Annotated in this window: 23 protein-coding genes; 14 read left to right on the top strand and 9 right to left on the bottom strand. The window is 71.5% G+C overall.

Annotated features, from left to right (window positions below):
* Positions 1-11 precede the first annotated feature (11 nt).
* Complete coding sequence (locus ACWGKJ_RS26905) at positions 12-1,325, bottom strand: CynX/NimT family MFS transporter (RefSeq protein ID WP_385032429.1); 1,314 nt, start codon at positions 1,323-1,325, stop codon at positions 12-14.
* 113 nt (positions 1,326-1,438) lie between these two features.
* Between ACWGKJ_RS26905 and ACWGKJ_RS26900 the strand changes: the two genes are divergently transcribed.
* Positions 1,439-2,116, top strand: coding sequence for a FadR/GntR family transcriptional regulator (locus tag ACWGKJ_RS26900; RefSeq protein WP_385032426.1), 678 nt, complete (start codon positions 1,439-1,441; stop codon positions 2,114-2,116).
* A 58-nt stretch (positions 2,117-2,174) separates the two neighbouring features.
* Here the strand turns inward: ACWGKJ_RS26900 and ACWGKJ_RS26895 are convergent, their stop codons facing one another.
* The gene (locus tag ACWGKJ_RS26895) at positions 2,175-2,504 is read right to left on the bottom strand and encodes a hypothetical protein (protein ID WP_385032423.1); all 330 of its coding nucleotides are present in this window, start codon (positions 2,502-2,504) and stop codon (positions 2,175-2,177) included.
* Positions 2,505-2,717: 213 nt separating this feature from the next.
* Between ACWGKJ_RS26895 and ACWGKJ_RS26890 the strand changes: the two genes are divergently transcribed.
* The 7 genes from ACWGKJ_RS26890 (at position 2,718) to ACWGKJ_RS26860 (ending at position 12,352) form a co-directional block, all read left to right on the top strand.
* Complete coding sequence (locus tag ACWGKJ_RS26890; RefSeq protein ID WP_385032420.1) at positions 2,718-4,109, top strand: amidohydrolase family protein; 1,392 nt, start codon at positions 2,718-2,720, stop codon at positions 4,107-4,109.
* A gap of 189 nt (positions 4,110-4,298) precedes the next feature.
* Positions 4,299-5,867 (top strand): nucleobase:cation symporter-2 family protein, encoded by a 1,569-nt coding sequence (locus ACWGKJ_RS26885; RefSeq protein ID WP_385032417.1) that lies wholly within the window; start codon positions 4,299-4,301, stop codon positions 5,865-5,867.
* Between the two features lie 65 nt (positions 5,868-5,932).
* Positions 5,933-6,679, top strand: coding sequence for a GntR family transcriptional regulator (locus ACWGKJ_RS26880; RefSeq protein ID WP_385032414.1), 747 nt, complete (start codon positions 5,933-5,935; stop codon positions 6,677-6,679).
* Positions 6,680-6,779: 100 nt separating this feature from the next.
* A complete protein-coding gene (locus ACWGKJ_RS26875; RefSeq protein ID WP_385032411.1) occupies positions 6,780-9,098 on the top strand; it encodes a molybdopterin cofactor-binding domain-containing protein in 2,319 nt (772 codons plus the stop codon).
* 82 nt (positions 9,099-9,180) lie between these two features.
* Entirely contained in the window at positions 9,181-10,116 is a 936-nt protein-coding gene (locus tag ACWGKJ_RS26870; RefSeq protein ID WP_385032408.1) for an amidohydrolase family protein, read from the top strand.
* Positions 10,117-10,230: 114 nt separating this feature from the next.
* A complete protein-coding gene (locus ACWGKJ_RS26865) occupies positions 10,231-10,971 on the top strand; it encodes an aspartate racemase/maleate isomerase family protein (protein ID WP_385032405.1) in 741 nt (246 codons plus the stop codon).
* Complete coding sequence (locus tag ACWGKJ_RS26860) at positions 10,961-12,352, top strand: UbiD family decarboxylase (RefSeq protein WP_385032402.1); 1,392 nt, start codon at positions 10,961-10,963, stop codon at positions 12,350-12,352. Before ACWGKJ_RS26865 ends, ACWGKJ_RS26860 begins: the two co-directional genes overlap by 11 nt.
* A 68-nt stretch (positions 12,353-12,420) precedes the next feature.
* On the opposite strand, the gene fabI is transcribed toward ACWGKJ_RS26860, so the two are convergent.
* Both fabI and fabG read right to left on the bottom strand, forming a co-directional pair.
* On the bottom strand, positions 12,421-13,188 hold the full coding sequence (fabI, locus tag ACWGKJ_RS26855) for an enoyl-ACP reductase FabI (protein WP_385032399.1): 768 nt from the start codon (positions 13,186-13,188) through the stop codon (positions 12,421-12,423).
* A gap of 4 nt (positions 13,189-13,192) precedes the next feature.
* A complete protein-coding gene (gene fabG, locus ACWGKJ_RS26850) occupies positions 13,193-13,909 on the bottom strand; it encodes a 3-oxoacyl-[acyl-carrier-protein] reductase (protein WP_385032396.1) in 717 nt (238 codons plus the stop codon).
* 185 nt (positions 13,910-14,094) lie between these two features.
* On the opposite strand from fabG, the gene ACWGKJ_RS26845 reads away from it, so the two are divergent.
* From ACWGKJ_RS26845 to tyrS, 3 genes are all read left to right on the top strand, one after another.
* The gene (locus ACWGKJ_RS26845) at positions 14,095-15,618 is read left to right on the top strand and encodes a TldD/PmbA family protein (RefSeq protein WP_385032393.1); all 1,524 of its coding nucleotides are present in this window, start codon (positions 14,095-14,097) and stop codon (positions 15,616-15,618) included.
* Positions 15,615-17,024, top strand: a complete 1,410-nt coding sequence (locus ACWGKJ_RS26840) for a metallopeptidase TldD-related protein (RefSeq protein WP_453315833.1) — start codon at positions 15,615-15,617, stop codon at positions 17,022-17,024. Before ACWGKJ_RS26845 ends, ACWGKJ_RS26840 begins: the two co-directional genes overlap by 4 nt.
* Before the next feature lie 63 nt (positions 17,025-17,087).
* Positions 17,088-18,359 (top strand): tyrosine--tRNA ligase, encoded by a 1,272-nt coding sequence (gene tyrS, locus ACWGKJ_RS26835; protein WP_385032390.1) that lies wholly within the window; start codon positions 17,088-17,090, stop codon positions 18,357-18,359.
* Positions 18,360-18,442: 83 nt separating this feature from the next.
* Here the strand turns inward: tyrS and ACWGKJ_RS26830 are convergent, their stop codons facing one another.
* A complete protein-coding gene (locus tag ACWGKJ_RS26830; RefSeq protein WP_385033802.1) occupies positions 18,443-18,718 on the bottom strand; it encodes a GlsB/YeaQ/YmgE family stress response membrane protein in 276 nt (91 codons plus the stop codon).
* Between the two features lie 212 nt (positions 18,719-18,930).
* On the opposite strand from ACWGKJ_RS26830, the gene ACWGKJ_RS26825 reads away from it, so the two are divergent.
* Complete coding sequence (locus ACWGKJ_RS26825) at positions 18,931-19,308, top strand: DUF3099 domain-containing protein (protein WP_385033805.1); 378 nt, start codon at positions 18,931-18,933, stop codon at positions 19,306-19,308.
* Between the two features lie 227 nt (positions 19,309-19,535).
* Positions 19,536-19,817 (top strand): hypothetical protein, encoded by a 282-nt coding sequence (locus tag ACWGKJ_RS26820; protein WP_385033808.1) that lies wholly within the window; start codon positions 19,536-19,538, stop codon positions 19,815-19,817.
* 59 nt (positions 19,818-19,876) lie between these two features.
* Here the strand turns inward: ACWGKJ_RS26820 and moaA are convergent, their stop codons facing one another.
* The 3 genes from moaA to ACWGKJ_RS26805 form a co-directional block, all read right to left on the bottom strand.
* Complete coding sequence (moaA, locus tag ACWGKJ_RS26815) at positions 19,877-20,866, bottom strand: GTP 3',8-cyclase MoaA (RefSeq protein WP_385033810.1); 990 nt, start codon at positions 20,864-20,866, stop codon at positions 19,877-19,879.
* A 195-nt stretch (positions 20,867-21,061) separates the two neighbouring features.
* Positions 21,062-22,684 carry a solute symporter family protein gene (locus ACWGKJ_RS26810; protein ID WP_385033813.1) on the bottom strand — a complete coding sequence of 541 codons (1,623 nt, stop codon included), beginning with the start codon at positions 22,682-22,684 and terminating at the stop codon, positions 21,062-21,064.
* Entirely contained in the window at positions 22,681-23,046 is a 366-nt protein-coding gene (locus tag ACWGKJ_RS26805; RefSeq protein ID WP_385033816.1) for a DUF485 domain-containing protein, read from the bottom strand. Before ACWGKJ_RS26805 ends, ACWGKJ_RS26810 begins: the two co-directional genes overlap by 4 nt.
* A 266-nt stretch (positions 23,047-23,312) precedes the next feature.
* On the opposite strand from ACWGKJ_RS26805, the gene ACWGKJ_RS26800 reads away from it, so the two are divergent.
* The gene (locus ACWGKJ_RS26800) at positions 23,313-24,872 is read left to right on the top strand and encodes a S8 family serine peptidase (RefSeq protein WP_385033819.1); all 1,560 of its coding nucleotides are present in this window, start codon (positions 23,313-23,315) and stop codon (positions 24,870-24,872) included.
* 172 nt (positions 24,873-25,044) lie between these two features.
* Here ACWGKJ_RS26800 and ACWGKJ_RS26795 read toward each other — a convergent pair whose 3' ends face one another.
* A complete protein-coding gene (locus ACWGKJ_RS26795) occupies positions 25,045-26,085 on the bottom strand; it encodes a zinc-dependent alcohol dehydrogenase family protein (protein WP_453315832.1) in 1,041 nt (346 codons plus the stop codon).
* Positions 26,086-26,096: the final 11 nt, after the last annotated feature.

Raw genomic sequence — 26,096 nt, 5'->3', positions numbered from 1 at the left:
AGTCTCGCATCTCAGGATTCGTCCTCGATCGTCCGGTCCCGCCCGGCGAGGATCCCGACGGCGATCTGCGGCACCATCAGGCCGGCCATCAGCGCGATGGGCAGCCCCCAGCCACCGCTGTGCTGGTAGAGGACACCGACGAGAAGCGGGCCCGGGATGGAGATCAGATAGCCCGCGGACTGGGCGAACGCGGAGAGCCTGACCACCCCGGCGCCGCTCCGGGAGCGCATGCCGATCATCGTGAGGGCCAGCGGGAACGAGCAGTTGGAGATGCCGAGCAGCAGCGCCCAGGCCCAGGCGCCGCCGGAAGGGGCCAGATAGAGACCGGCGTAACCGGCGAGCCCGCAGGCGCCGAGGGCGACGACGATGGGGCCCTGGTGCTTCATCCGGCTCGCCAGCCTCGGTATGACGAAGGCCAGCGGCACGCCCATCACCATCGTGACGGCGAGCAGCAGCCCCGCCGTGCCGGCCGACACCCCCGCGTCGCGGAAGATCTGCGGCATCCAGCCCATGGTGACGTAGGCCGCGGTGGCCTGGAGGCCGAAGAAGCAGGCGAGGGCCCAGGCCGTGGGGCTGCTGGTGATCCGCCGTGCGGGCGCATCCGGCCGGGCGGCGGCGGTGATGTCCGGGGCCTCCGCGGCGGTGGCCGGCTCGTTCGCCGCCGTGGTGCTGCGGTCCTTGACGAGCGCGATCCAGGGCAGTACGGCCACGGCGGCCAGCACCGCCCAGACCCCGAGACCCAGCCGCCAGCTGCCGCCCATGCCGTCGGTCAGCGGCACGGTGACGGCGGCCGCGAGGGAGGTGCCGAGGGCGAGGGCCATCGAGTAGAGCCCGGTCATCGAACCGACGCGGTCCGGGAAGTACCGCTTGACGATCACGGGCATCAGCACATTGCTCACGGCGATACCCATCAGAGCCAGCGCACTGGCCGCCAGGAAGCCCGCCGTACCGCCCGCGAAGGGACGGATCACCAGCCCGGCGGTGATGGCCACCATTCCGGCGCAGACGACGGCGCCCGGTCCGAAGCGGCGGGCCAGCCGCGGTGACATGACACCGAAGACGGCGAAGCAGAGCGGCGGTACGGAGGTGAGGACACCGGCGATGCTGCCGCTCATCCCGAGGCCGTCGCGCACCTCTTCGAGGAGGGCGCCGAGACTCGTGATCGCCGGACGGAGATTGACAGCGGCGAGAACGATCCCGGCCATCACCAGTTTCACGGTCCACGCGGCGGACTGCGGGCGCGCGTCACCGGTCGTCCGGTGTGGCTCGCCCGTGGGGCGTGGCTCGGTGGCGGGGGCGAGGATCTTCGTCTCGTCGTCTGACATAAGGACATCATAGAATCATGGGATGATTGGTTGTCCAATCCCGGTTTCCCCTTGCGCGACCCCGGCCCCAACCGACGCGGCCCCAACCGACGCGACCCCGAACGAGGAGCACCATGGCGCTGAACACTCCCCGGCGTTCCGCACTCGCCGACCAGGTGATCACCGAGCTGCGGAACCAGATCACCGCGGGCGAGTGGCCGGTCGGCTCCCGGATCCCGACCGAGCCCGAACTGGTCGAGCAGCTGGGCGTGGCCCGCAACACCGTCCGGGAAGCGGTACGGGCGCTGGCGCACAACGGGCTGCTGGACATCCGCCAGGGTTCGGGCACCTATGTGATCGCCACCAGTGAGCTGGCCGGGGTGATGCACCGCCGGTTCGCATCGGCCGACCCCCGGCACGTGGCGGAGCTGCGCTCGACCTTGGAGTCGTCCGCCGCCCGGCTGGCGGCCGAGCGGCGCACCGAGCGGGATCTGAAGCAGCTGGCCGCCCTGCTCGCGGAGCGCGAGCGGACCTGGGATGCGGGTGACGCGGAGGCGTTCGTCGCCGCCGACGCGACCCTGCACCTGGCGATCGTGAACGCCTCGCACAACGACGTACTGACCGAGCTCTACGCCGACCTGGGCGACCTGCTCAGGCACTGGCTCCGGGGCGACGTGGGGCGCGAGCTGCGGCCCGAGGGGTACATGGACCACAGCCGGCTGGTCGGGGCGATCCGGGACGGGGATGCCGAGCTTGCGGCCACGGAGGCGGCGAGCCATGCGTTCACCGCTTGTCCGGGGGCTTCCGTGTAAGGGGCTGGTGCAGTCAGGCTGGTGCAGTCAGGCTGGGGGCGTCCCGCACGAGGGCGGCTCAGTCCACCCGCCGGTGGGTCACCCAGACCGAGCCGATCTCCTTCCAGCAGCGGCCGGTGAGCCGCACGCTCTGCGCGGGTCCGACGTCGGCCGGCGCGCCGTCCATGTCGATGTCCCACCACCGGGCGCACTCGACATGGAGGGCGATCCGGTCGGTTCCGACATATCCGTTGTGGCAGGTGGCTGTCGTATGCGAGCCCCTGGTGGATATGAGACACCCGGCGCCGAAGGGGGCCGGTTCCGCCTGCACGCTCGTGGGGGCGGCGAGCCCCGCCACTCCGGCCGAGGCCACGAGCAGGACCGCTGTCCCGTAGCGGATCGAACGCATACCCGTGCCTCCTCCCCGGAAGGACCGGGGAGCGTCCCGGCCTGATCAGTCTGCGGTGGTTCGTCCCGTTCCACGAGTTGGGTGGGACAGCCGGGGCGGTCGGCGAAGTGCCGCGAGAAGGGTTCGCGAGAAGCGTTGACATGCACAGGGGTCGCAATATGTTACATGCAATGTTGAGTATGCCGTAACTGGCACCGAACCTCTGGGGGTCCCATGGAGTGCGATCTTCTGCTGTCGGGCGGGCGGGTGCTGACCGTGGACGGAGAGCGGTCCGTGTACGAGCCGGGCTCGGTCGCCATCACCGGGAACCGCATCGCGGCGGTGGGCCCGGCCGCGGAGACCGATGCCGCGTGGCGGGCGGCCCGTACGGTCGACTGCCGGGGCCGAGCCGTCGTCCCCGGCTTCACCGACGGACACAGCCACCTCTTCCAGTCCCTCGCCCGGGGGCTGGGCGAGGGACTCTCCATCTGGCCCTGGCTGTGTGAGTTCATGTGGCCGTACTCGATAGCCGTGACCCCCGACGACGCGAGGGTCGCGGCCGCACTCGGCGCGGTGGAGGCGTTGCGCTCGGGCATCACCACCGTCATCGACAACCACTACGCGCCCACCGACCCGGAGACCGTGCTCGCGGTGGCGGATGCGGTCGAATCGGCGGGGCTGCGCGGTGCGGTGGCCCGCGGCATGATCGGGCACCGGACCCCGGTGGCGCACGCACGGGGGCTGCCTCCCGCACTCTTCCGGTACTCCGTGGCCGAGGAGCTGGAGCTCACCCGGGAGTGCGTACGGCGTCGGCCGCCCGGCTCCAGGGTGGAGATCTGGCCGGCTCCCCTCAACCTCAGCTATGTGGACCAGGACCTGGTCAGGGGCGCGGCGGAGCTGGCCGCCGAGTCGGGGACGCGCTGGCACACACACTGCAGCGAGGGGGCGAAGGATCCGGAGAGCTATCTGGAGGCGTACGGCATCAGGCCGGTCGACTGGCTGGCCGCCGAGGGTCTGCTCGACGAGCGGACCACCCTCGCGCACGCCGTGTGGCTGGACGGATCGGAGGTCCGCCGGATCGGGGAACGGGGGGCCGGTGTCGCCCACAACCCGGTGTCGAACGCCTATCTGGCGTCCGGTGTGATGCGGCTGCGCGCACTGCGGGAGGCGGGCGCCGTGGTCGCGCTCGGCACCGACGGGCCCAGTGCCGGACACCGCCAGGACATGTTCGAGGTGATGAAGCAGACGCTCTTCGGCCAGCGCCAGCACACCCTCGACCCGGCCGCGGCACGCTGCGAGGAGGCTCTGGAGCTGGCCACCCGGGAGGGCGCCCGTTACGCGGGCACGGGGGCCGGTGTCCTGACCGCGGGCGCGCCGGCGGACCTGGCGGTGGTCGCGCTGGGGCGCCCGCACCAAGTGCCTCTGCACCGTACGGTTTCGACCCTCGTGTACGCGTCGCGCGGCTCCGATGTGGAGCTGACCGTGGTCGACGGACGGATCGTCTTCGAGGACGGCCGCTGTCCGCTGGTGGACGAGGAGGCGCTGCTCGCGGAGGCACAGGAGCGGTCCGAGAAGCTGGTGGAGCGTGCCGGGTTCGGCGGGCTGACCCGCCCCTGGAACCGCTGAGCGCCCCGGCCTCGCGCACCCGGTCCCCTGTTCCGATCCCCCTGTTCCGATGTCCCGCACTGATTTCCCTGTACCGGTTTCCCCGTACCGGTTTCCCCGTACCGATTTCCCTGTCGGCTGCCCGTCCGCGGCCCCCGTACGTGCGCAGTGAACAACCCCCGCCGTGGGGCGGGTGGAGGGAGAACGCACATGTCGCGCAAGGCAGTTCAGGGCCGTGACAGCACGGACCGGCCGGAGGATCCGGTGGCGGCACCGGCCGGAGAGGCGGATCCGGCGGCGGGACCGGTCGCAGAGGCGGATCCGGCGGCGGCCGGTCCCGCAGCGGCAGACCCGGTGGAGGCCGACCCGGTGGAGGCCGTGCCGGCGTTCTGGCGGCTGGCCGTCTACGGACTCCAGCATGTGCTCGCCTTCTACGCCGGGGCGGTCGTCATGCCGCTCCTCGTCGCGCAGGGCATCGGCATGCCCGCAAGGGACATCGGGATGCTGGTCAACGCCTCGCTGCTGACCTGCGGTCTCGCCACCCTGCTGCAGTCGGTGGGGCTGCCCGGGATCGGCATCCGGCTGCCGGTGGTGCAGGGCACGTCGACGACGGCGGTGCCCTCGCTCGTATCGGTGGGCCTCGCCGCGGGCGGTGCGAAGGCCGGGCTGCCGACCGTCTTCGGGGCCGTGATCGCCGCCGGGCTCGCGCTCTTCGTGATCGCGCCGGTCTTCAGCAAGCTGGTCGCGTTCTTCCCGCCCCTGGTCACCGGCACCATCGTGACCATCGTCGGGATCACCCTGCTCGCGGTGGCGGCCCGGCAGGTGGGCGGCGGCGACCCCTCCCAGCGCACCTTCGGCTCACCGGTCCATCTGGGGCTCGCCGGTGTCACGCTCCTGGTGATCCTGCTGCTGCACAAGTTCTCCCGGGGGTTCCTGGCCACGGTGGCGGTGCTGCTCGGCCTGGTCGTCGGCACGGTGGTGGCCGCGCTCGCCGGGGAGACCGACTTCTCCGGGATCGGCGGTTCCGCGTGGCTGGGCATGGCGGCGCCGATGCACTACGGGCCGCCGCGTTTCGAACTGACCGCGGTGCTCTCCGTCGTACTGGTGATGATCATCATCGCGGTGGAGTCCATCGGGCAGTTCTTCGCGGTGGGCCGGATCGTCGGCCGTGAGGTCGACGGCCGGCAGGTGACCCGGGCCCTGCGTGCGGACGGCCTCGCGACGGTGGCGGCCGGGCTCCTCAACTCCTTTCCCAGCACGGTCTATTCGCAGAACATCGGACTGATCAGGCTGACCCGGGTGAAGAGCCGGTGGATCGTCGCGGCGTCCGGCGTGATCATGATGATCCTCGGTGTGGTGCCGAAGGTGGGCGCCGTCGTCTCCTCGATGCCGGCCTCTGTGCTGGGCGGCGCCACGATCGTGCTCTTCTCCACGATCGCCGTGGTCGGGGTGCAGATCCTGGTCCAGGCCGACCTCGCCGACCAGCGCAATACGGTCCTGGTCGCCGCGAGCGTCGGGGTCGGCTTCCTGCCGACCGCGTTCCCGCAGTTCGCTGACCGGATGCCGGACCGGCAACTGCATGCACTTTTCGAGAGCGGCATCATCCTCGGCACGCTGATGGCCGTGCTGCTCAACCTCTTCTTCCATCATTTCAGGCTGCCGGGGCGTCGGAAGAGGGCTGCGCACTCCATTGACCCGCCCGAGGATTACATGCAACATGAAGAACAGCTGGAGAACGGGATTCCCAGCACATCGGACGAGGCGTCGCCGGCCTCATGAGCATCAGTGGAGTCATGGGCACCTGGTCACCGGTGCGCCATGAGCGACGCAGAGGGAGTTGGGGCATGCCGACGGAGAGAGCAGTGAACCCGGTCGCGGCCGGAAGCCTGCTTGCCGACCGGGCCTACGAGGAGCTGAAGGGCGCGGTGCTCGCCAACCGGCTGCGTCCGGGCGACGCGCTCTCGGTGCCCGCGCTCGCCACCCAGCTGGGGATCAGCCGCAGCCCCGTCCGGGAGGCCGTGCAGCGGCTGATCCATGACGGTCTGGCCACCCATGTCGCCCACCGGGGCGCCGTGGTCGCCACGGTCGACGTCGACGACGTGCGCCAGCTGTACGTGGTCCGCGAGGTGATGGAGGGGCTGGCCGCCCGGCTCGCCACCGAGCGGCTCGACGCCACCCGGGTCTCCGAGCTGCGCGACCTCCTGGAGCGGCACGAGCAGGTCGTGGCCGCGGGCGACGACGAACAGGCGCACACCGAGATGGACATGGCCTACCACCGCCTCATCCGCGAAGTCGCGGGCAACGCCCATCTCACCGCGGCCCTGGACACCGTGCAGGGCAAGGCCCACCTCGCGCTGCACGCGCTGTGGCGCAGCCCCCAGGCCCCCCGGCTGGCCGTGGAGGAACACCGCCGGATCTTCGAGGCGATGACCGCGGGCGACCCGGACGCGGCCGAACTCACGGCCCGCGACCACATCAGGCGGCTGCGGATCCGGCTGTCCCAGGCGGTGGCCCCGGGCCCCGACCGTACGGAGGGCGGGCCCGCTCCCGTACACCCGGTGGAACAGGAGCGCCCGGCGCCCACGCGCTGATCTCCGTGCGGCGGACCCGCACCACAGCCCATCGCCACAGCCCCGCCTCACCCCACCACCCCGCACCGCAACCCCTACAGCAGAAGGGAAGTGAGGGCCCGTGAGCACCGTCACCGGCAGCCGGCAGGGGGTCGGCGCGAGCGTTCTGCGGCCCGACGGCCGGCTGAAGGTCCAGGGGGCCTTCGCGTACGCGTCCGATCTGCACGACGACGCGATGGTGTGGGGTGCGACGCTGCGCAGCCCGCACCCCTCGGCGCGGATCGTGCGGCTGGACACCGCGGCCGCCCTCCGGCTGCCGGGTGTGGTCGCGGTCCTCACCCACGAGGACGTACCCGGCCGGCCGCTGTACGGGATGAAGGTCGCCGACCAGCCGGTGCTCGCCGCCGACCGGGTGCGCTACCAGGGCGAGCCGGTGGCCCTGGTGGCGGCCGACCACCCGGAGACGGCCCGCCGCGCCCTGCGGCTGATCGATGTCGGGTACGAGGTGCTCGAACCGCTGACCGACCCCGAGCGGGCGCTCGGCGGCGGGGGCCCGCTGGTCCATGAGCACCGGGCCGACGGGAGGTCCGGCAATGTCGTACGCCATGTCCGCATCCGGCACGGCGACATGGCCGGGGCCCGGCGGCTCGCCGATGTGGTCGTGTCGGGGACGTACGAGGTCGGCATGCAGGACCAGGCGTTCCTGGGCCCCGAGGCGGGCCTCGCGATACCGGCGGAGGACGGCGGTGTCGATGTCTATGTGTCGACCCAATGGCTCCACGACGACCAGCACCAGATGTGCGCGGCGCTCGGGCTGCCGCCGGAGAAGGTGCGGCTGACGCTCTCCGGGGTCGGCGGGGCCTTCGGCGGACGCGAGGACGTCTCGGTGCAGATCCACGCGGCGATGCTGGCCCTGCACACCGGCCGCCCGGTGAAGATGAGCTACAACCGCGAGGAGTCGTTCTACGGCCATGTGCACCGCCACCCGGCCCGGATGCGCTTCGAGCACGGTGCGACGCGCGACGGGAAGCTCGTGTACGTCAGGGCGCGGCTGCTCTTCGACGGCGGGGCCTACACCTCCACCTCGCAGGTGGTCATAGCCAACGGCTCGTACTTCGCGGCGGGCGCCTACGACGTACCGCACGCCGAGATCGACGGCTACTGCGTCTACACCAACAACCCGCCGTGCGGGGCGATGCGCGGCTTCGGGGCGGTGCAGTCCTGTTACGGGGTGGAGTCCAACCTCGACCGGCTGGCCCGTGAACTCGCCATGGACCCGGTGGAGTTGCGTATCCGCAACGCCATGACGACCGGGACGGTGCTGCCCACCGGGCAGGCGGTGGACGGTCCCGCGCCCGCCGCCGAGCTGCTGGAACGGCTGCGCGCCCGGCCGCTGCCGCCCACCGGGGACGACGCGTTCGCGCGGCCGGGCGGGCTGAACAACACCACACACGGCGAGGGCGTGGTCCGCGGGGTCGGCTATGCCATCGGGGTCAAGGCGATCGGCTTCTCCGGCGGGGTGGACGACCGTTCGGTGGCCCGGGTCCGGCTCGCCCTGGTGAACGGGGAACCGGTGGCCGAGATCCACACCGCCGCCGCCGAGTGCGGCCAGGGCATCGTGACCGTACAGGCGCAGATCGCCAGGACCGAGCTGGGCGTCGAGCGGGTGGTGGTGCTGCCCGCCGACACCCGGGTCGGTGATGCGGGTTCGTCGTCGGCCTCCCGGATCAGCTGGATGAGCGGCGGCGCGGTGCAGGGCGCCTGCAAGGCCGTACGGGAGGAGCTGACCGCCCGCGGGGACGGGCCGCTGGAGGCACTGCTCGCGGAGGGGCCGGTCGAGGCGGAGTACGAGTACCACCACCGCCGCACCTTCCCCATCGATCCCGAACGCGGCCAGGGCGACGCCCATATCGCCTTCGCGTTCGCCGCCCACCGGGCCGTGGTGGACGTCGACACCGGGCTCGGTCTGGTCAAGGTGGTCGAGCTGGCCACCGCCCAGGACGTCGGCCGGGCGATGAACCCCCTCGCGGTGGAGGGCCAGATCGAGGGGGGCAGCGCCCAGGGCCTCGGTCTGGCGCTGATGGAGGAGCTGCGCGTCCAGGGCGGCACGGTGCGCAATCCGTCCTTCACCGACTATCTGATCCCGACGATCGCGGACATGCCGAAGGTCCCCATCGATCTGCTCGAACTGCCGCACCCCGACTCGCCGTACGGCCTGAACGGGGTGGGCGAGCCGCCGACCCTGTCGTCGACACCGGCCATCGCCAACGCGCTGCGCGACGCCACCGGCCTCGCCCTGCCCAGGGTGCCGGTGGGGCCCGCCGACCTCGTCCAGGGCGATCCGGGCGGGAGCGGCCCCGACGACGGCGGCCCCGACCACGGCGACCGTGTCCACGACGGTCCCGGCCACAGCGGCCCCGACGACAGCGAAGGGAGGTGATGCGGGCCCGCCCCCGGGTCCCCCGACGGTTCTGCACGCACCGCGTACGTACCACCAGAACCAGCAGGGAAGGAACAGCACCTTGATCATCGACACTCATATGCATCCCACGAACGTCGTGGACCAGGCATGGCGGCACGACGGCGAACCGTTCACCGGTGAGCGGACCCTGGCCATGATGGACGGCCCGTACATGATCAACGGCAAGCCCCGCCGGATCGACTACGGCTGCATCATGCCCCCGCCCGGCAACAGCGTCTGGCAGGACGGGATGCGCAGCGGCCGTGAGGGCATCCGCGACTACATGGCGTACATCACCGAACTGGTGACGACGTACCCCGACCGCTTCATCGGGAACTTCATGTACAACCCGCGCTTCGGGCCGGAGAACGGCGCCAAGGAGCTGGAGTTCCACGTCAAGGAGTACGGCTACAAGATGCTCAAGCTGCATGCGAACATGCATGCCTACCGGCCCGACCGGGCGCTCGACTGGCTCCGGCCGGTGCTGCGGGTCTGCGACGAGCTGGGTGTCCTGGTCCTGATCCACACCGGTGACGGGCCGTACTCGATCCCGACACAGTTCTATCCGATCATCCGCGAGTTCCCGAACGTCAACTTCATCCTCGGGCACTTCGGGGTGCAGACCGGCGGCGTCTACTGCTTCGAGGCGCTCTACATGATCCTCGACTCGCCCAATGTGTACGGCGAGTCGGGGTGGCTGCTCCAGTCGCGGATCGTGGAGTTCGCCCAGCAGATGGAGAAGCACCAGCTGGTCTTCGGCACGGACTCGCCGCCCAACGAACCGGGCATGTGGGCGCGGGAGCTGGAGGTGCTCTGCGGACCGCCGCCCCAGGGCATGAACCTCTCGGAGGAGGACCTGGAGGGGTATCTGGGCAACAACGTGGCGAAGCTGCTGGGTCTGAAGCCCACTCCCCCGCCCCGCGACCAGGAGGAGGCGCGGCTGCGCCTCACGGACAGCTACGCCTCGCTGGACGCGGCCGGTACGCCGCGCGCCTGAGCGCCGCTTCGCCGTCCCGGGGCCGGCCTCTCCCCCATGAGTGGGCCGGCCCTCCCTCCGCACATCCCCTCGGGCGCGGTGTCCCGGCGCCCCGGTACGGAAGCAGGTGCCGCCATGCGGCGCATCGGTCATCTCGTTCCCTCCCCCTCCGTCGGCGTCGAGCGCTGGTCGGGCCAGATCTGCCGGTCCGTCGCCATCGAGGCCGCCCATCCGGTCGCCCGTACCGCCCTGCCCGATGTGCTGTGCGGACCCGCGATCGCGCCCTCGCAGTCCGCGGAGCTGACCCGCTCGGCGGCTCTGCTGGCCGACGCGGCTGTCGACGCCGTGGTCTGGAGCGGCAGTTCGAGCGATCTGCACGGCGCGGCGCACGGCCGGGCGGTGGCGCGCCGGATCGAGGAGGTGGCGGGTGTGCCCGCGTCGACCGTCACACTGGGCCAGCTCGATCTGCTCGCCCACCGGCGGCTGACCTCGCTGGCCCTGGTGTCGCCGGGCTCCGAGCAGGTCGCGGGGCGGCTGGCCGACACCTATCTGGCCGCCGGGTTCCGGGTGGTCTCGGTGACCGCGCTGGGTCTCGCGACGGCGCGGGAGGCGGCGGAGCTGCCGGTGTCGCGGCTGCGGCGGATGCTGGCGGGCGCCGATGCGCCGGACGCCCAGTGTCTGGTGGTGACCGGTACGGAGCTGCCGGTGGCGCCCGTGGCCGCGCTGCTCGAACGGGAGCTGGGGAAACCGGTGTACGACGGGGCGCGGGTGGCGATCAGGACCGGGCTCGACCTGCTGGGGCTGACGGTCGAAGCACCCGAGTGGGGCGGGCTGTTCGGAGCCCGTGAGCATGCGGGGGTCTGCTGTGACCACTGAGGCGGCGCCGCCCCCGGGCTCCCAGGATCTGCGGGACTTCCTCGCCCGGTACACGGCCGGGCACCCCGATGACGTACTCACCGTCGAGGAGCGGATCGAGGGCGAGGACGTGGCCGCGCTCGTCCTGGAACTGGCGGCGCGCGGCCGGGACGAGATGGTGGTCTGCCGGGACGTCGCGGGGCTCGGCACCCCCCTGGTCACCAATGTGTTCGCCTCGCGCCGCCGGATCGCCCGGCTGCTCGGCACCGGGCCCGCCGGGCTGCACCGCGCCTACCAGGCGGCCTCGGCCCGCCGGTGCGAGCCGCGGGTGGTGGCGGACGGACCGGTGCTCGACTCGGTGACCGGGCCCGACCTGAGCACGCTCCCGATGATCCGGCACTTCGCGTCGGACCGTGGCCCGTACATCACGAACGGCATCATCGTGGCGGAGGCACCCGCGTACGCCGATGGCCGCTCGGGCAATCTCAGCTACCACCGCGCGATGGTGCACAGCGGGACCGAGCTGGCCACCAGCCTCCACTCGCGCGGCCATCTGTGGCAGCTGCTGCGACTGGCGCAGGAGCGCGGCGAACGTCTCCCGGTGGCCATGGTCATCGGCTCCCACCCGCTGTTCATGCTGGCCGCTTCGGCCCGGGTGGGCGCCGGCACCGACGAACGGAGCGTGGCGGGCGGCCTGTTCGGGGCGCCGCTGGACGTGGTGCGCACTCCCGCGTACGGGATACGGGTCCCGGCGAGCGCCGAGACGGTCCTGGAGGGGTTCATCGATCCGGCCCGCGAGGCGGACGAGGGTCCCTTCGGTGAGTTCTCCGGATACTCGTCGGACCGCTCGACCCACAACGTACTGACCGTGGAGAGGGTGCTGCGCCGCCGGGACGCGCTGCTCCTGGACGTGGTGGGCGGCAGCACGGCCGAGCATCTCAATCTGGCGCGGGTGCCGCGCGAGTCGGAGATGGCGCAGAAGCTGATGGAGCGCTTCCCCGAGGTGACCGCGCTGCACTATCCGACGTCGGGCACGCACTTCCACGCGTATCTGGCGATACGGTCGGGCCGGCCGGGCCAGGCCCGGCAGATCATGCTGGGGCTGCTCGGCTGGGACCCGTATCTGAAGACGGTGGTCGCGGTCGACGAGGACGTGGACATCACCCGGGACTCCGAGGTGCTCTGGGCGGTGGCCACCCATCTCCAGCCGCACCGGGACGTCTTCCGGGTGGACGGTCTGCCGGGCAGCCCCCTCGACCCGTCGTCCACGGTGGACGGCACGACCTCCCGGATGGCTCTGGACGCGACGCGCGGACCGGGGTTCGACGGGGTACGGATCCGGGTCGCGCCGGAACGCACGGAGGCCGCGCGCCGTCTCCTCGACGGTCGCGCGGCCTCCTGAGCGGTACGGGCCTGAGCGGTACGGGCCTGAGCGGTACGGGCCCGTGGCCTCCCGGACGGTGCGGGCGGTCAGGCGCCCATCATGTGCACGCCGCCGTCGACGTGGATGATCTCGCCGGTCGTCTTCGGGAAGAAGTCCGAGAGCAGCGCGACGATGCCCCGGCCGGCCGGCTCGGGGTCGGACATGTCCCAGGCGAGCGGGGAACGGGTGTTCCAGACGTCCGCGAGCTCCCCGAAGCCCGGGATGGACTTCGCGGCCATCGAGCCGATGGGGCCGGCGGAGATCAGGTTGCAGCGGATGTCCTGCTTGCCCAGGTCACGGGCGAGGTAGCGGGAGGTCGCCTCCAGCGCCGCCTTGGCGGGGCCCATCCAGTCGTACTGCGGCCAGGCGTACTGGGCGTCGAAGGTCAGCCCGACGACAGAACCGCCCTCGCTCATCAGCGGCAGGCAGGCCATGGTCAGCGACTTCAGCGAGAACGCCGAGACATGCATGGCCGTGGAGACCGACTCGAACGGGGTGTTGAGGAAGTTCCCGCCGAGCGCGTCCTGCGGAGCGAAGCCGATGGAGTGCACGACGCCGTCGAGCGAGCCGAGCTCGTCCCGGACCAGGTCCGCGAGCCGGTCGAGGTGCTCGGTGCTGGTGACGTCCAGCTCGATGACCTTGGCGGGCTTCGGCAGCTTCTTGGCGATGCGCTCGGTGAGAGTGGGCCGCGGGAAGGCGGTCAGGATGACCTCGGCGCCCTGCTCCTGAGCCACCTTGGCGGCGTGGAAGGCGATGGAGGACTCCATCAGCACACCCGTGATGAGGATGCGCTTGCCGTCGAGAATTCCGCTCATGTGATCAGTGACCCATGCCCAATCCGCCGTCAACGGGGATGACGGCTCCAGTGATGTACGACGCGTCGTCGGATGCGAGGAACCGCACCGTCGCGGCGATCTCCTCCGGCTGCGCGTACCGGCCGAGCGGCACCTGCGAGACGATGCCCGCGCGCTGCTCGTCGGTGAGCACCTTGGTCATGTCGGTGTCGACGAAACCGGGTGCGACGACGTTGAAAGTGATGTTGCGAGAGCCGAGCTCACGGGCGAGGGAGCGCGCGAAGCCGACCAGTCCTGCCTTGGACGCGGCGTAGTTCGCCTGCCCCGCGGAGCCGAGCAGGCCGACCACCGATGAGATGAGGACGACACGGCCCTTCTTGGCCCGCAGCATCGCGCGGTTGGCCCGCTTCACGACCCGGAAGGTGCCGGTGAGGTTGGTGTCGAGTACGGCGGTGAAGTCGTCCTCGGACATCCGCATCAGCAACTGGTCCCTGGTGACACCGGCGTTGGCCACCAGCACCTCCACGGGACCGTGCTTCTCCTCGATCTCCTTGTAGGCCTGCTCCACCTGCTCGGTGTCGGTGATGTCGCACTTGACGGCCAGGAACCCCTGTTCGGCAAGGGCTGCCGGTTCGCCGGAGCGGTACGTGATCGCGACCTTGTCGCCTGCGTCTGCGAAAGCGCGGGCGATGGCAAGGCCGATGCCCCGGTTTCCTCCGGTGACGAGAACCGAGCGGCTCAACGGATCACCCTTTCGATAGCTGTGTGGTACCCACGCAAACTATCGGTCCCGCCCCACTTCGGAGGAATCGGCCTCCGACAGCGCCGCGCGGCGGACCCTGTCGGGTCCCTACAGAAAGCATCTGGCAGCGGGGCGCGTCCGCGCGACATGATGCGGTCGACCGGTCGTGACGACAGGAGACCTCCGTGCCACATTCGATCGACGCAGCCTTCACCGCGCTGCCGCTGCGCGCCCTGGCCGACGCGGCCCTGGCCCGGGCCCGCGCGCTCGGCGCCGACCACGCCGACTTCCGTTTCGAACGTGTCCGCAGCGCGACCTGGCGGCTGCGGGACGCCCGGCCCGCCGGGTCGTCGGACACCACCGACCTCGGGTACGCCGTGCGGGTCGTGCACGGCGGGAGCTGGGGGTTCGCCTCCGGTGTCGACCTGTCGATGGACGCGGCGGCGCGGGTGGCCGGGCAGGCGGTCGCCATGGCGAAGCTCTCCGCCGGGGTGATCAGGGCGGCCGGGTCCGATGAGAAGGTGGAGCTGGCGGACGAGCCGGTGCACGCGGACCGGACCTGGGTCTCCTCGTACGGAACCGACCCCTTCTCCGTACCCGCGGACGAGAAGACCGGGCTGCTGGCCGACTGGTCGGCGCGGCTGCTGCGGGCGGACGGTGTCGCGCACGCGGACGCCTCGCTGATGACCGTCCTGGAGAACAAGTTCTACGCGGACACCGCCGGTACCGTCACCACCCAGCAGCGGGTCAGGCTGCATCCACAGCTGACCGCGGTGGCGGTGGACGCGCGGAGCGGCGAGTTCGACTCGATGCGCACCCTCGCACCGCCGGTGGGGCGCGGCTGGGAGTATCTGACCGGCACGGGCTGGGACTGGGACACCGAGCTGGAGCGGATCCCGGAGCTGCTCGCCGAGAAGATGCGGGCACCGGGTGTCGAGGCGGGGGCGTACGACCTGGTCGTGGACCCCTCCAACCTCTGGCTGACGATCCATGAGTCGATCGGGCACGCCACCGAGCTGGACCGGGCACTGGGGTACGAGGCGGCGTACGCCGGGACCTCCTTCGCCACGTTCGACAAGCTCGGCACGCTGGCGTACGGCTCCCCCGTGATGAACGTGACGGGCGACAGGACCGCCGAACACGGCCTGGCCACCGTCGGGTTCGACGACGAGGGCGTCGAGGCGCAGTCCTGGGACCTGATCAGGGACGGCACGCTGGTCGGGTACCAGCTGGACCGCAGGATCGCGAAGCTGACGGGGCTCGGCCGGTCCAACGGGTGTGCGTACGCGGACTCGCCGGGGCATGTGCCGGTGCAGCGGATGGCCAATGTGTCGCTGAAACCTGATCCCGGCGGGCTCTCGACGGAGGATCTGATCGGGGGCGTCGAGCGCGGGATCTATGTGGTGGGCGACCGGTCGTGGTCGATCGACATGCAGCGCTACAACTTCCAGTTCACCGGTCAGCGGTTCTACCGGATCGAGAACGGCCGGCTGGCCGGGCAGCTGCGGGACGTCGCCTACCAGGCGACGACCACGGACTTCTGGGGCTCGATGGAGAAGGTCGGCGGCCCGCAGACCTATGTGCTGGGCGGCGCCTTCAACTGCGGCAAGGCCCAGCCGGGGCAGGTCGCCGCGGTCTCGCACGGCTGCCCGTCCGCCCTCTTCCGGGGCGTCAACATCTTGAACACCACGCAGGAGGCCGGACGATGACACCGTCGAACCGCAGCAGCAGGCCGCACGAGATCGTCGAGCGGGCCCTCGCCCTCTCCACGGCGGACGGCTGCGTCGTCATCGCCGACGAGCATGCGAGCGCCAATCTCCGCTGGGCGGGGAACGCGCTGACGACCAACGGCGTGACCCGCGGCCGGACCCTGACCATCATCGCCACCGTCGACGGCAGGGAGGGCACCGCGTCCGGTGTCGTCTCCCGGTCGGCGGTGACCGCGGCCGACCTCGAACCGCTGGTCCGGGCCGCCGAGGCGGCGGCCCGGGACGGCGCCCCGGCCGAGGACGCCCGGCCGCTGGTCGGCGGGGTGCCCGAGTCCCCCGGCTTCACGGAGCCACCGGCCGGGACGGACTCGTCGGTCTTCGCCGCCTTCGCACCGGCGCTGGGCGAGTCCTTCGCCCGCGCACGGTCCGGCGGACGGGAGCTGTACGGATTCGCCAGCCATGAGATGACCTCCAGCTACCTCGGTACGTCGACCGGCCTGCGGCTGCGCCACGACCAGCCGAACGGCACCCTGGAGCTGAACGCCAAGTCCCCCGACCGGTCCCGCTCCGCCTGGGCGGGCCGGGCCACACGTGACTTCACCGATGTCGACCCGGCCGCGCTCGACGCCGAGCTGGCGCGGCGGCTGCGCTGGGCCGAGCGCCGGGTCGCGCTGCCCGCCGGGCGGTACGAGACGCTGCTGCCGCCCACCGCCGTGGCCGATCTGCTGATCTACCAGCTCTGGTCGTCGGCGGCGCGGGACGCGGCGGAGGGCCGTACGGTCTTCTCCCGGCCCGGCGGCGGGACCCGTATCGGTGACCGGCTCTCCGCGCTGCCGCTGACCCTGCGCAGCGATCCGGCCGAGCCCGGTCTGGAGTCGGCGCCCTTCGTCCTGGCGCACGCGTCGGGCGACGACACCTCGGTCTTCGACAACGGGCTGCCGCTCTCCCGTACGGACTGGGTGCGCGAGGGCCGGCTGGAGCGCCTGGTCACCACCCGGCACAGCGCGGAGCTGACCGGCCTCCCGGTGGCCCCCGCCATCGGCAATCTGGTCCTGGACGGCGGCGGGGAGCGCTCGCTCGACGAGATGGTGGCTGCGTCGGGGCACGACGGTCCGGCGCTGCTGCTGACCTGCCTCTGGTACATCAGGGAGGTCGATCCGGCCACCCTGCTGCTGACCGGGCTGACCAGGGACGGTGTCTATCTCGTGGAGAACGGCGAGGTCACCGGCGAGGTGAACAACTTCCGCTTCAACGAGTCACCGGTCGGTCTGCTCTCCCGGGCCACCGAGGCGGGGCGTACGGAGCGGACGCTGCCGCGCGAGTGGAGCGACTGGTTCACGCGCGCCGCGATGCCCGCCCTGCGCATCCCGGATTTCAATATGAGCTCCGTCAGCCAGGGCGTATAACCTCTGGGACGTACTTCCGGTCCGGAACGTACGTACCAGCACACCGAAGGAGACGCGAGACCCGTGACGGACATCGTCGACGAGCTGAAGTGGCGGGGGCTCTTCGCCCTCTCCACTGACGAGGACGCATTGCGCAAGACGCTCGCGGACGGTCCCGTCACGTTCTATTGCGGCTTCGACCCGACGGCGGCCAGCCTGCATGTGGGCCACCTCGTGCAGGTCCTCACCGTCCGCAGGCTCCAGCAGGCCGGGCACCGGCCGCTGGCGCTGGTGGGCGGGGCCACCGGTCAGATCGGCGACCCGCGGCCGACCGCCGAGCGCACGCTGAACGACCCGGAGACCGTCGCGAACTGGGTGGGCCGGCTGCGCTCCCAGATCGAGCCGTTCCTCTCCTTCGAGGGGGAGAACGCGGCGGTCATGGTCAACAACCTGGACTGGACCGCGGGCCTGTCCGCGATCGAGTTCCTGCGGGACATCGGCAAGCACTTCCGGGTGAACAAGATGCTCACCAAGGACTCGGTCGCCCGCCGTCTGGAGTCCGAACAGGGCATCAGCTACACGGAGTTCAGCTACCAGCTGCTCCAGGGGATGGACTTCCTGGAGCTCTACCGGCGGTACGGCTGCACGCTCCAGCAGGGCGGCAGCGACCAGTGGGGCAACCTCACGGCGGGCATCGACCTGATCCACCGCCTGGAGCCGGACGCGTCGGTGCACGCGCTGGGCACCCCGCTGATGGTCAAGGCGGACGGCACCAAGTTCGGCAAGTCGGAGAGCGGTGCCGTCTGGCTGGACGCGGAGATGACCACTCCGTACGCCTTCTACCAGTTCTGGCTGAATGTGGACGACCGCGATGTCTCCACGTACAACCGCATCCTCAGCTTCAAGAGCCGGGCCGAGCTGGAAGAGCTGGAGCGGCAGACCGAGGAGCGGCCGCAGGCGCGGGCCGCGCAGCGCTCGCTGGCCGAGGAGCTGACGACGCTGGTGCACGGCGCGGACCAGTGTGCGGCGGTGGTCGCGGCGTCGAAGGCGCTGTTCGGCCAGGGCGAGCTGACGGAGCTCGACGAGGCGACGCTGGGCGCCGCGCTCTCCGAGCTGCCGCACACCAGGGTCGACGCGCTCGTTCCGGTCGTGGAACTGCTCGCCGAAACGGGTCTGGTGCCGAGCAGGTCGGCGGCCCGCCGCGCCGTCAAGGAGGGCGGGGCTTACGTCAACAACGTGAAGGTCGCGGGCGAGGACGCGGTGCCGGCCGCCGCGGATCTGCTGCACGGGCGGTGGCTGGTGCTGCGCCGCGGCAAGAAGAACCTGGCGGCGGTCGAGGTCACCGGCGTCCGGTAGTACGGAAGCGGCATGCGTGAGGGGCGGCCGGTTCGCACCGGCCGCCCCTCACGTACGCCTGGCGTCAGGACGCACGCCCGGCGTCAGGCGGCGTGTCGCCTGCCACGGACCGCGGCCCAGAGCTTGTCACCGACACCGACGACGATCACGGCGCCGATCAGCTGGAGCAGGTGCCTGATCCAGTCGATGCCCCGGGTGTCGTTGACCCCGAGGCCGGTGGCCGCCCAGTTGCCCAGCACGCTGCCCAGGATGCCGCACACCACGGTCAGCCACAGGGGGATCTGCTGCTTGCCCGGGATGATCGCCTTGGCGATCAGACCGAGCACCAGCCCCACGATGATGGCCCACAACCAATTCACGTCGCCTCCTGATAGGGCTGCCGTTTACGCGTGGGCCCCAGTTTCGGCCCAGCCTCCATACGGCGCATGTCGGACAGCTCCATACGTGCCGCGGTGGCCCCGGCACGGGCGGTACGGGCGCGCCCCGCCCTTATCGGGCGTGGAGCGTCGGCGTACCGTGGTGCCGTCCGGTCCGGGGAGAGTCCGGCGCGGGAATCGGGTGGTGGAGCGCGATGGGGAAGCAGAGCAGCGGTGGTGAGGTCTTCCGGATCACGGGCGCCCGCACGGGACTCGCGGAGGATGTACGCGGCCGGCAGCGCCGGTACATCATCTCGATGACGGTGCGGACCGTCGCGGTCATCCTGACCGCGGCTCTCTGGAACGTGGCACGACCGGTGGCGATCGGGGCCCTGGTGCTGGGTGCCTTCCTCCCGTACGTCGCCGTGGTGATCGCCAACGCGGGCCGCGAGAACACTCCGGGGCTCCCCACCACGTTCGTTCCGGCACCATTCCGCCCGGCGCTGGAACCGTCCTCCGTGGTGACGGGGGCCGAGTCGGCGGACGAGCGCACCGCCACGGAGCGTGAGCAGCGGGTGGCGGATCAGGGCTGAGGCGGGGCCGAATCCCCATGGGGGCCAAAGCTCAAGAAAAGCTCAGATCAATCATGAAGTTCCGGTGCCGCACCCCTATGGGCCCGTGACATACTTTGCAGGCGCTCCGCATCCCCCGTCGGAGCGAAGGACCGACGCCGGGCAGCTCCCCCCGTGGCTGCTCGGCGTCGCCATTTCCCGGCCCCTGGTCCGTCCGTAACGGCGATGCGTTGGCCTAGGGTTGAGGGGTGAACTCCCCTGATACGACCGGTTCCGCCCCCGCTTCCGCCCCGGTGTGCTCGGCCAAGGGCTGCCGGGCCGATGCCGTGTGGGTGCTGGCGTGGAACAACCCGAAGCTGCACACCCCGGAGCGCCGGAAGACCTGGCTGGCGTGTGCGGAACACCGGGAGCATCTGTCCCAGTTCCTGGGGGTACGCGGCTTTCTCAAGGACGTGGTGGCCCTCGCCGACTGGGAGCGGGGCGCCAGGACCGGCGGCGGGACGAGGGAGGCCGGCGGCGGAACACCGTAGAGGCCGGCCCGGACAGCCGGTGGCCGGCCCGGAACACGGGAGGCCGGCCGGCGGTCCGGTCAGCCGCCGATCGCCGACATGGGCCGGTCGGGCTGGAGGAAGGACGGATCGTCCAGACCGGATCCGGCCTTCTTCCCCCACATCGCCAGCTTCCAGCGCCGGGCGATCTCCTCGTCCGGTTCACCGGAGCGCAGCGCGGCCCGCAGGTCCGACTCCTCACGGGCGAAGAGGCAGGTACGCACCTGTCCGTCAGCGGTGAGCCGGGTGCGGTCGCAGGCGCCGCAGAACGGGCGGGTGACGGAGGCGATGACCCCGACCCGGTGCGGTCCGCCGTCGACCACCCAGCGCTCGGCGGGCGCCGAACCGCGCTCGTCGCTGCCCTCCTCGGTGAGGGTGAAGCGGGTGCGCAGCGACTCGATGATGTCACCCGCAGTGATCATCCCGTCCCGCTTCCAGCCGTGCTGGGCGTCGAGTGGCATCTGCTCGATGAAGCGCAGCTCGTAGTCGTTCTCCACGGCCCAGGCGAGCAGGTCGGGGGCCTCGTCGTCGTTGAGCCCCGGCATCAGTACGGTGTTGACCTTCACCGGGGTGAGCCCGGCGGCGCGGGCCGCGGCCATCCCGTCCAGGACGTCGCCGTGGCGGTCCCTGCGGGTGAGGGTCTTGAAGACGTCGGGGCGCAGGGTGTCCAACGAGACGTTGACCCGGTCGAGGCCGGCGGCGGCCAGGGCCTGTGCGGTGCGCTTGAGGCCGATGCCGTTGGTCGTGAGGGACATCCGGGGGCGTGGCTCAAGGGCGGCGACGCGCTCGACGATGCCGACGAGGCCGGGGCGCAGCAGCGGCTCACCGCCGGTGAAGCGGACCTCGGTGATACCGAGCGAGGTCACGGCGATGTCGATCAGCCGGACGATCTCATCGTCCGTGAGCAGATCGGGCTTGGCCAGCCACTGCAGGCCCTCTTCCGGCATGCAGTACGTGCAGCGCAGATTGCAGCGGTCGGTGAGTGACACCCGCAGGTCAGTGGCCACTCGGCCAAAGGTGTCGACAAGCACGGTGGGCCCCCTCCCCAGAAACGGAAACGCGTACGCAACCGAGCGTACGCGACACCTGTGACACCCACAGGGGCCGATTACCACGAGGTGGGAAGGGGCCCGGTCGTAGATCCCTACGATCCCTGCGACCGGGCCCCCGGCGCGCGTACCCCCGCTGCGCGGACGCCTCCCTGCGCGGACGCCTCCCGATGGAGCTCAGTGGGCCCCGAATCCGGTGAGGGACCTGACTTCCAGCTCGGCGTACTTGTCCTGGTCGGGCTCGTCGGACGAGAGCAGCGAGCCCAGCCAGCCGAGCAGGAATCCCAGCGGGATGGAGATCAGGCCGGGGTTCTCCAGCGGGAACCAGGCGAAGTCGGCGCCCTTGAACATCGAGGTGGGCTTCCCGGAGACGACCGGTGAGAAGAGGACCAGCACCACGGAGGAGACGAGACCCCCGTAGATGGACCAGAGGGCGCCGCGGGTGGTGAACCTCTTCCAGAAGAGGCTGTAGAGCAGGGTCGGCAGATTGGCGGAAGCGGCGACCGCGAAGGCGAGGGCGACCAGACCCGCGACGTTCAGATCGCGGGCGAAGGCGCCCAGCACGATGGCGACGGCGCCGATCGCGACGGTGGCCCAGCGGGCCGCGCGCATCTCCTCCTTCTCGGTGGCCTTCCCCTTGCGGATGACGTTGGCGTAGGTGTCGTGCGCGAACGACGACGAGGAGGCCAGGGTGAGCCCGGCGACCACCGCGAGGATGGTGGCGAAGGCCACCGCTGAGATCACCGCGAGCAGGACCGGCCCTCCGGTGGAGCCGGCGCCGCCGCCGATCTCCAGGGCCGCGAGCGGGGCCGCCGTGTTCCCCGCCGGGTTGGACGCGATGATGTCGGCGGGTTTGAGCAGGGCGGCGGCGCCGAAACCGAGCACGATCGTCATCAGGTAGAAGGCGCCGATGATGCCGATCGCCCAGTTCACCGACTTGCGGGCGGCCTTGGCCGTCGGCACGGTGTAGAAGCGGATCAGGATGTGCGGCAGGCCGGCGGTGCCGAGCACCAGGGCGATGCCGAGCGAGATGAAGTCCAGCTTGGAGGTCCCCGACGCGCCGTACTTGAGGCCGGGTTCCAGGAACGCTTTCCCCTTGCCGCTGTGGGACGCGGCCGAGCCCAGCAGGTCGGAGACGTTGAAGTGGAATTTCAGCAGGATCAGGAACGTGATGAGGACGGTCCCGGCGATCAGCAGGACGGCCTTGACCATCTGGACCCAGGTGGTGCCCTTCATCCCGCCGATCGTGACGTACACGATCATCAGGACACCGACCAGCGCGACGATGGCGATCTTCCCCGCGTCGCTGGTGATGCCGAGCAGCAGCGAGACCAGGACTCCCGCGCCCGCCATCTGCGCCAGCAGATAGAAGATCGAGACGACGATGGTGGAGGCTCCGGCCGCGGTACGGACGGGGCGCTGGCGCATCCGGTAGGCGAGGACGTCGCCCATCGTGTAGCGGCCCGAGTTGCGCAGCGGTTCGGCGACAAGCAGCAGCGCGACCAGCCAGGCGACCAGGAAGCCGATCGAGTAGAGGAAGCCGTCGTAGCCGAAGAGGGCGATGGCGCCCGCGATGCCGAGGAACGAGGCGGCCGACATGTAGTCGCCGGAGACCGCGAGCCCGTTCTGCAGCGCGGAGAACTGCCGGCCGCCCGCGTAGAAGTCGGCGGCGCTCCTGGTGCGGCGTCCCGCCCAGACGGTGATGACGAGCGTGGCGGCGACGAAGACCGCGAACAGGGTGATGATCAGGGGCCGGTGCTGGGTGGTCGCCGATGCGGCGAGCTGGACGGCGGGGCTCATGAGCCGCCCTCCATACGGGACTTGATCGCGGCTCCCCGGGGGTCGAGCCGGTTCGCGGCGTGCCGCGAGTAGAGCCACGCGATGAGGAACGTGGTGAGGAACTGGCCGAGGCCGAGGACCAGGGCCACATTGATGTTGCCGACGAGCCTGGTGCCCATGAAGCCGCCCGCGTAGCTCGAAAGCAGCACGTACAGCAGGTACCAGGCGACGAAGGCGACGGTCAGCGGGAAGGCGAAGGAGCGGTGGGCGCGGCGCAGTTCGCCGAACTCCGCGCTCTGCTGCACCTCGGTGAACGTCCCGGCCGGGGCCCGGCCGGGACCGGCGCGCGTTCCGCCCGGGGTCTGCGGTGCATCGGTGGCCACGGATTCTCCTCGCGACGTACGGACGGTGAGTGGACTGCCGGAGGTCCGCTGTTCCGGGCCTCCGGACAGGGGCACGGCGCGCGGGGCCGAGTGGTTCAACGCCCGGCCCTTTCCGTCAGGACGCCGGGCCCTTTCCGTCGGAATGCCCGGCCCTCCCTGTCGGACCGCTTGACGGGCGCGGCGGGACGGGGTGCGCTTCACTGGTCGGACGGACGCCCAACTGCGTTCCGCAGCAGGGCGGTTGCTACGGATGATGTGGAGGATCCATGGTTCATCTGAGATCCGGGCGGGCGCGTGCACTCGCGCTGCCCGCAGGACTGGCCCTCGTCGCCTCGCTCTGCCTCCTGCCGGGCACGGCCACCGCGGAGCAGGGCGGCGCCGCCCCCGCGCACGCCCCGGCCCCCGGGACGGGCCCGGCTCTGTCGTACGTCGTGAACACCGGGACCGGTCACCGTGCCACGGCCTCGGCGGAGCGGGCCGTCACCCGGGCGGGCGGCTCGGTGGTCATGGCGTACGAGGAGGTGGGCGTGGTGGTGGCGCACGCGTCCGGGCCGGACTTCGCGAAGACCCTGCGCAGGGTCAGGGGGATCGATTCGGTGGGTGCGACCCGTACCGCGCCGCTGCCTGCCGGTGCCGCCAAGAAGGATGCCGCCGCCAAGAAGACCGAGGCGCCGCTGGAGCTCACGGCCCGGCAGCGGGCGGCGGCAGCGGCGAAGGCCGCCCCGGGCGAGGACCCGATGGAGCCGCTCCAGTGGGACATGCGGGCCATCAAGGCGGACCAGGCCCATGAGCGGACGCTCGGCAGCCGTGCTGTCACGGTCGCGGTGATCGACACGGGTGTCGACGACACCCACCCGGACATCGCCCCCAACTTCGACCGCGGGGCGTCGGCGGACTGCGGCACGGGCAAGCCCGACACCACGGACGGCGCCTGGCGGCCCACCGCGGACGAGAGCCCGCACGGCACCCATGTGGCGGGCGAGATCGCGGGCGCGCGGAACGGCATCGGCATCACCGGGGTGGCGCCCGGCGTGCGGGTGTCGGGCATCAAGGTCGGCACGGCCGCCGGCTTCTTCTACACGGAGGCCGTCGTCTGCGCCTTCGTGTGGGCCGCCGACCATGGCGCCGATGTGACCAACAGCAGCTACTTCACCGACCCGTGGTACTTCAACTGCACGTCCGACCCGGACCAGAAGGCCCTGGTCGAGGCCGTCACCCGGGCGACGCGGTACGCGGAGCGCAAAGGCACGGTCAATGTCGCGGCGGCGGCCAACGAGGGGTTCGACCTCGCGTCGCACCGCGTCACCGACCCGCTGAGCCCGGACGACGGCACGGCGGTCTCCCGCACGGTGGACCCGACGGCCTGCCCGGACATCCCCGCGCAGCTGCCGGGCGTCGTCACCGTGGCCGCGACGGGCACCAAGGACCTCAAGTCCTCGTACTCCAACTACGGCCTCGGGGTCGTCGACATCGCCGCGCCCGGCGGCGACTCGGCCACGTACCAGCCGCCCGCGCCGCCTGCCACCAGCAGCGCGGTACTCGGCCCGGTGCCGGGCGGCGGCTATGCCTACATGGCCGGTACGTCGATGGCGTCTCCGCATGTCGCCGGAGTGGCGGCCCTGATCAAGTCCCGTCATCCGCACGCCTCGCCCGCCCAGGTCAAGGCGCTGCTGTACGCCGGGGCCGACCGGCTCACCTGCCCGAGGCCGTACCCGGTCGACGCCGACGGTGACGGGAAGCCCGACGCGGTCTGCGAGGGCGGCGGCAGCCACACCAGCTTCTACGGGGCGGGCCTGGCGGACGCGCTGCACGCGGTCACCCGGTAGCCCTGCGGAGGACGGGCCGGGCGGGGCGGTGGGGCGGCCGGCGCGGCGGTGGGGCGAACGGCGCCCGGCGGGGCGAGGGCGGACGGCGCCCGGGGCGAGGGCGGACGGCGCCCCGCCCGCCGGACCGCCGGACCGCCCCGCCCGGCTCGCCGCCGGACCGCCGGGCCGGTGCCTACTTCACCAGGACCTTGAGCGCGGTGCGCTCGTCCATCGCCCGGTAGCCCTCCGGCACCTCGTCCAGGGCGACGGTGCGGTCGAAGACCGGTGACGGGTCGATGGTCCCGTCCAGTACGTCGGCGAGCAGTTCGGGGATGTAGCTGCGGACCGGGGCGACTCCGCCGCGCAGGGCGATGTTGCGGTTGAACATGTCGCTCAGGTCAAGACCGGTGCCGCTGCCGTGCGGGACACCGACATAACCGATGGCCCCGCCGTCCCGGGTGACGGCGACGGCCGTGGCCATCGACTGCTCGGTGCCGACGGCCTCGATCACCGCGTGCGCACCCTGGCCCCCGGTCAGCTCGCGCACCGCGGCGACGGCTTCGTCGCCGCGGACCGCGACGATGTCGGTGGCGCCGAAGGTCCGGGCGATGTCGGTGCGGACCTGGTGGCGGCCGAGCGCGATGATGCGCTCGGCGCCGAGCCGCCGCGCGGCCAGTACGCCGCAGAGCCCCACTGCGCCGTCACCGACGACGGCCACGGTGCTGCCCGGCCGCACGCCCGCGCCGAGCGCGGCGTGGTGGCCGGTGCCCATGACGTCGGAGAGCGCGAGCAGCGCGGTGAGCAGCCGGTCGTCGGATATGGCGGCGGCCGGAAGGCCGACGAGGGTGGCGTCCGCGAAGGGCACCCTGACCGCTTCGCCCTGACCGCCGTCGGAACCGACCGATCCCCAGAAACCGCCCTGCGGGCAGGAGGTGGTCAGCCCGCCGGTGCAGTGCTCGCAGGTGCCGTCGGACCAGACGAAGGGCGCGACGACGAGGTCACCGGCGGCGAAACCCCGTACATCGGAGCCGGTCTCCTCGACGACACCGAGAAACTCATGACCGATCCGCTGCCCGGGGACACGTGCGGCCACACCGCGGTAGGCCCAGAGGTCACTGCCGCAGATGCAGGCGCGCAGAACGCGGACGACGACGTCGGTGGGGTGCTGGACCGCGGGATCCGGCACCTCCTCCACCCGGACGTCGTGAGGGGCGTGGATGACGGTGGCGCGCATGGGGCAGGTCC

This window comes from Streptomyces sp. NPDC054757, from assembly GCF_053612185.1.
The sequence above is the reverse complement of the archived record's forward strand: the minus strand, read 5'-3'. Positions and strand labels throughout refer to the sequence as shown.

Excerpts from the sequence above, each read along its gene's own strand:
- ACWGKJ_RS26905 (WP_385032429.1), bottom strand. The coding sequence starts at position 1,325 with ATGTCAGACGACGAGACGAAGATCCTCGCCCCCGCCACCGAGCCACGC.
- ACWGKJ_RS26900 (WP_385032426.1), top strand. The coding sequence starts at position 1,439 with ATGGCGCTGAACACTCCCCGGCGTTCCGCACTCGCCGACCAGGTGATC.
- ACWGKJ_RS26895 (WP_385032423.1), bottom strand. The coding sequence starts at position 2,504 with ATGCGTTCGATCCGCTACGGGACAGCGGTCCTGCTCGTGGCCTCGGCC.
- ACWGKJ_RS26890 (WP_385032420.1), top strand. The coding sequence starts at position 2,718 with ATGGAGTGCGATCTTCTGCTGTCGGGCGGGCGGGTGCTGACCGTGGAC.
- ACWGKJ_RS26885 (WP_385032417.1), top strand. The coding sequence starts at position 4,299 with ATGTCGCGCAAGGCAGTTCAGGGCCGTGACAGCACGGACCGGCCGGAG.
- ACWGKJ_RS26880 (WP_385032414.1), top strand. The coding sequence starts at position 5,933 with ATGCCGACGGAGAGAGCAGTGAACCCGGTCGCGGCCGGAAGCCTGCTT.
- ACWGKJ_RS26865 (WP_385032405.1), top strand. The coding sequence starts at position 10,231 with ATGCGGCGCATCGGTCATCTCGTTCCCTCCCCCTCCGTCGGCGTCGAG.
- fabI (WP_385032399.1), bottom strand. The coding sequence starts at position 13,188 with ATGAGCGGAATTCTCGACGGCAAGCGCATCCTCATCACGGGTGTGCTG.
- ACWGKJ_RS26840 (WP_453315833.1), top strand. The coding sequence starts at position 15,615 with ATGACACCGTCGAACCGCAGCAGCAGGCCGCACGAGATCGTCGAGCGG.
- ACWGKJ_RS26825 (WP_385033805.1), top strand. The coding sequence starts at position 18,931 with ATGGGGAAGCAGAGCAGCGGTGGTGAGGTCTTCCGGATCACGGGCGCC.
- ACWGKJ_RS26810 (WP_385033813.1), bottom strand. The coding sequence starts at position 22,684 with ATGAGCCCCGCCGTCCAGCTCGCCGCATCGGCGACCACCCAGCACCGG.
- ACWGKJ_RS26800 (WP_385033819.1), top strand. The coding sequence starts at position 23,313 with ATGGTTCATCTGAGATCCGGGCGGGCGCGTGCACTCGCGCTGCCCGCA.
- ACWGKJ_RS26795 (WP_453315832.1), bottom strand. The coding sequence starts at position 26,085 with ATGCGCGCCACCGTCATCCACGCCCCTCACGACGTCCGGGTGGAGGAG.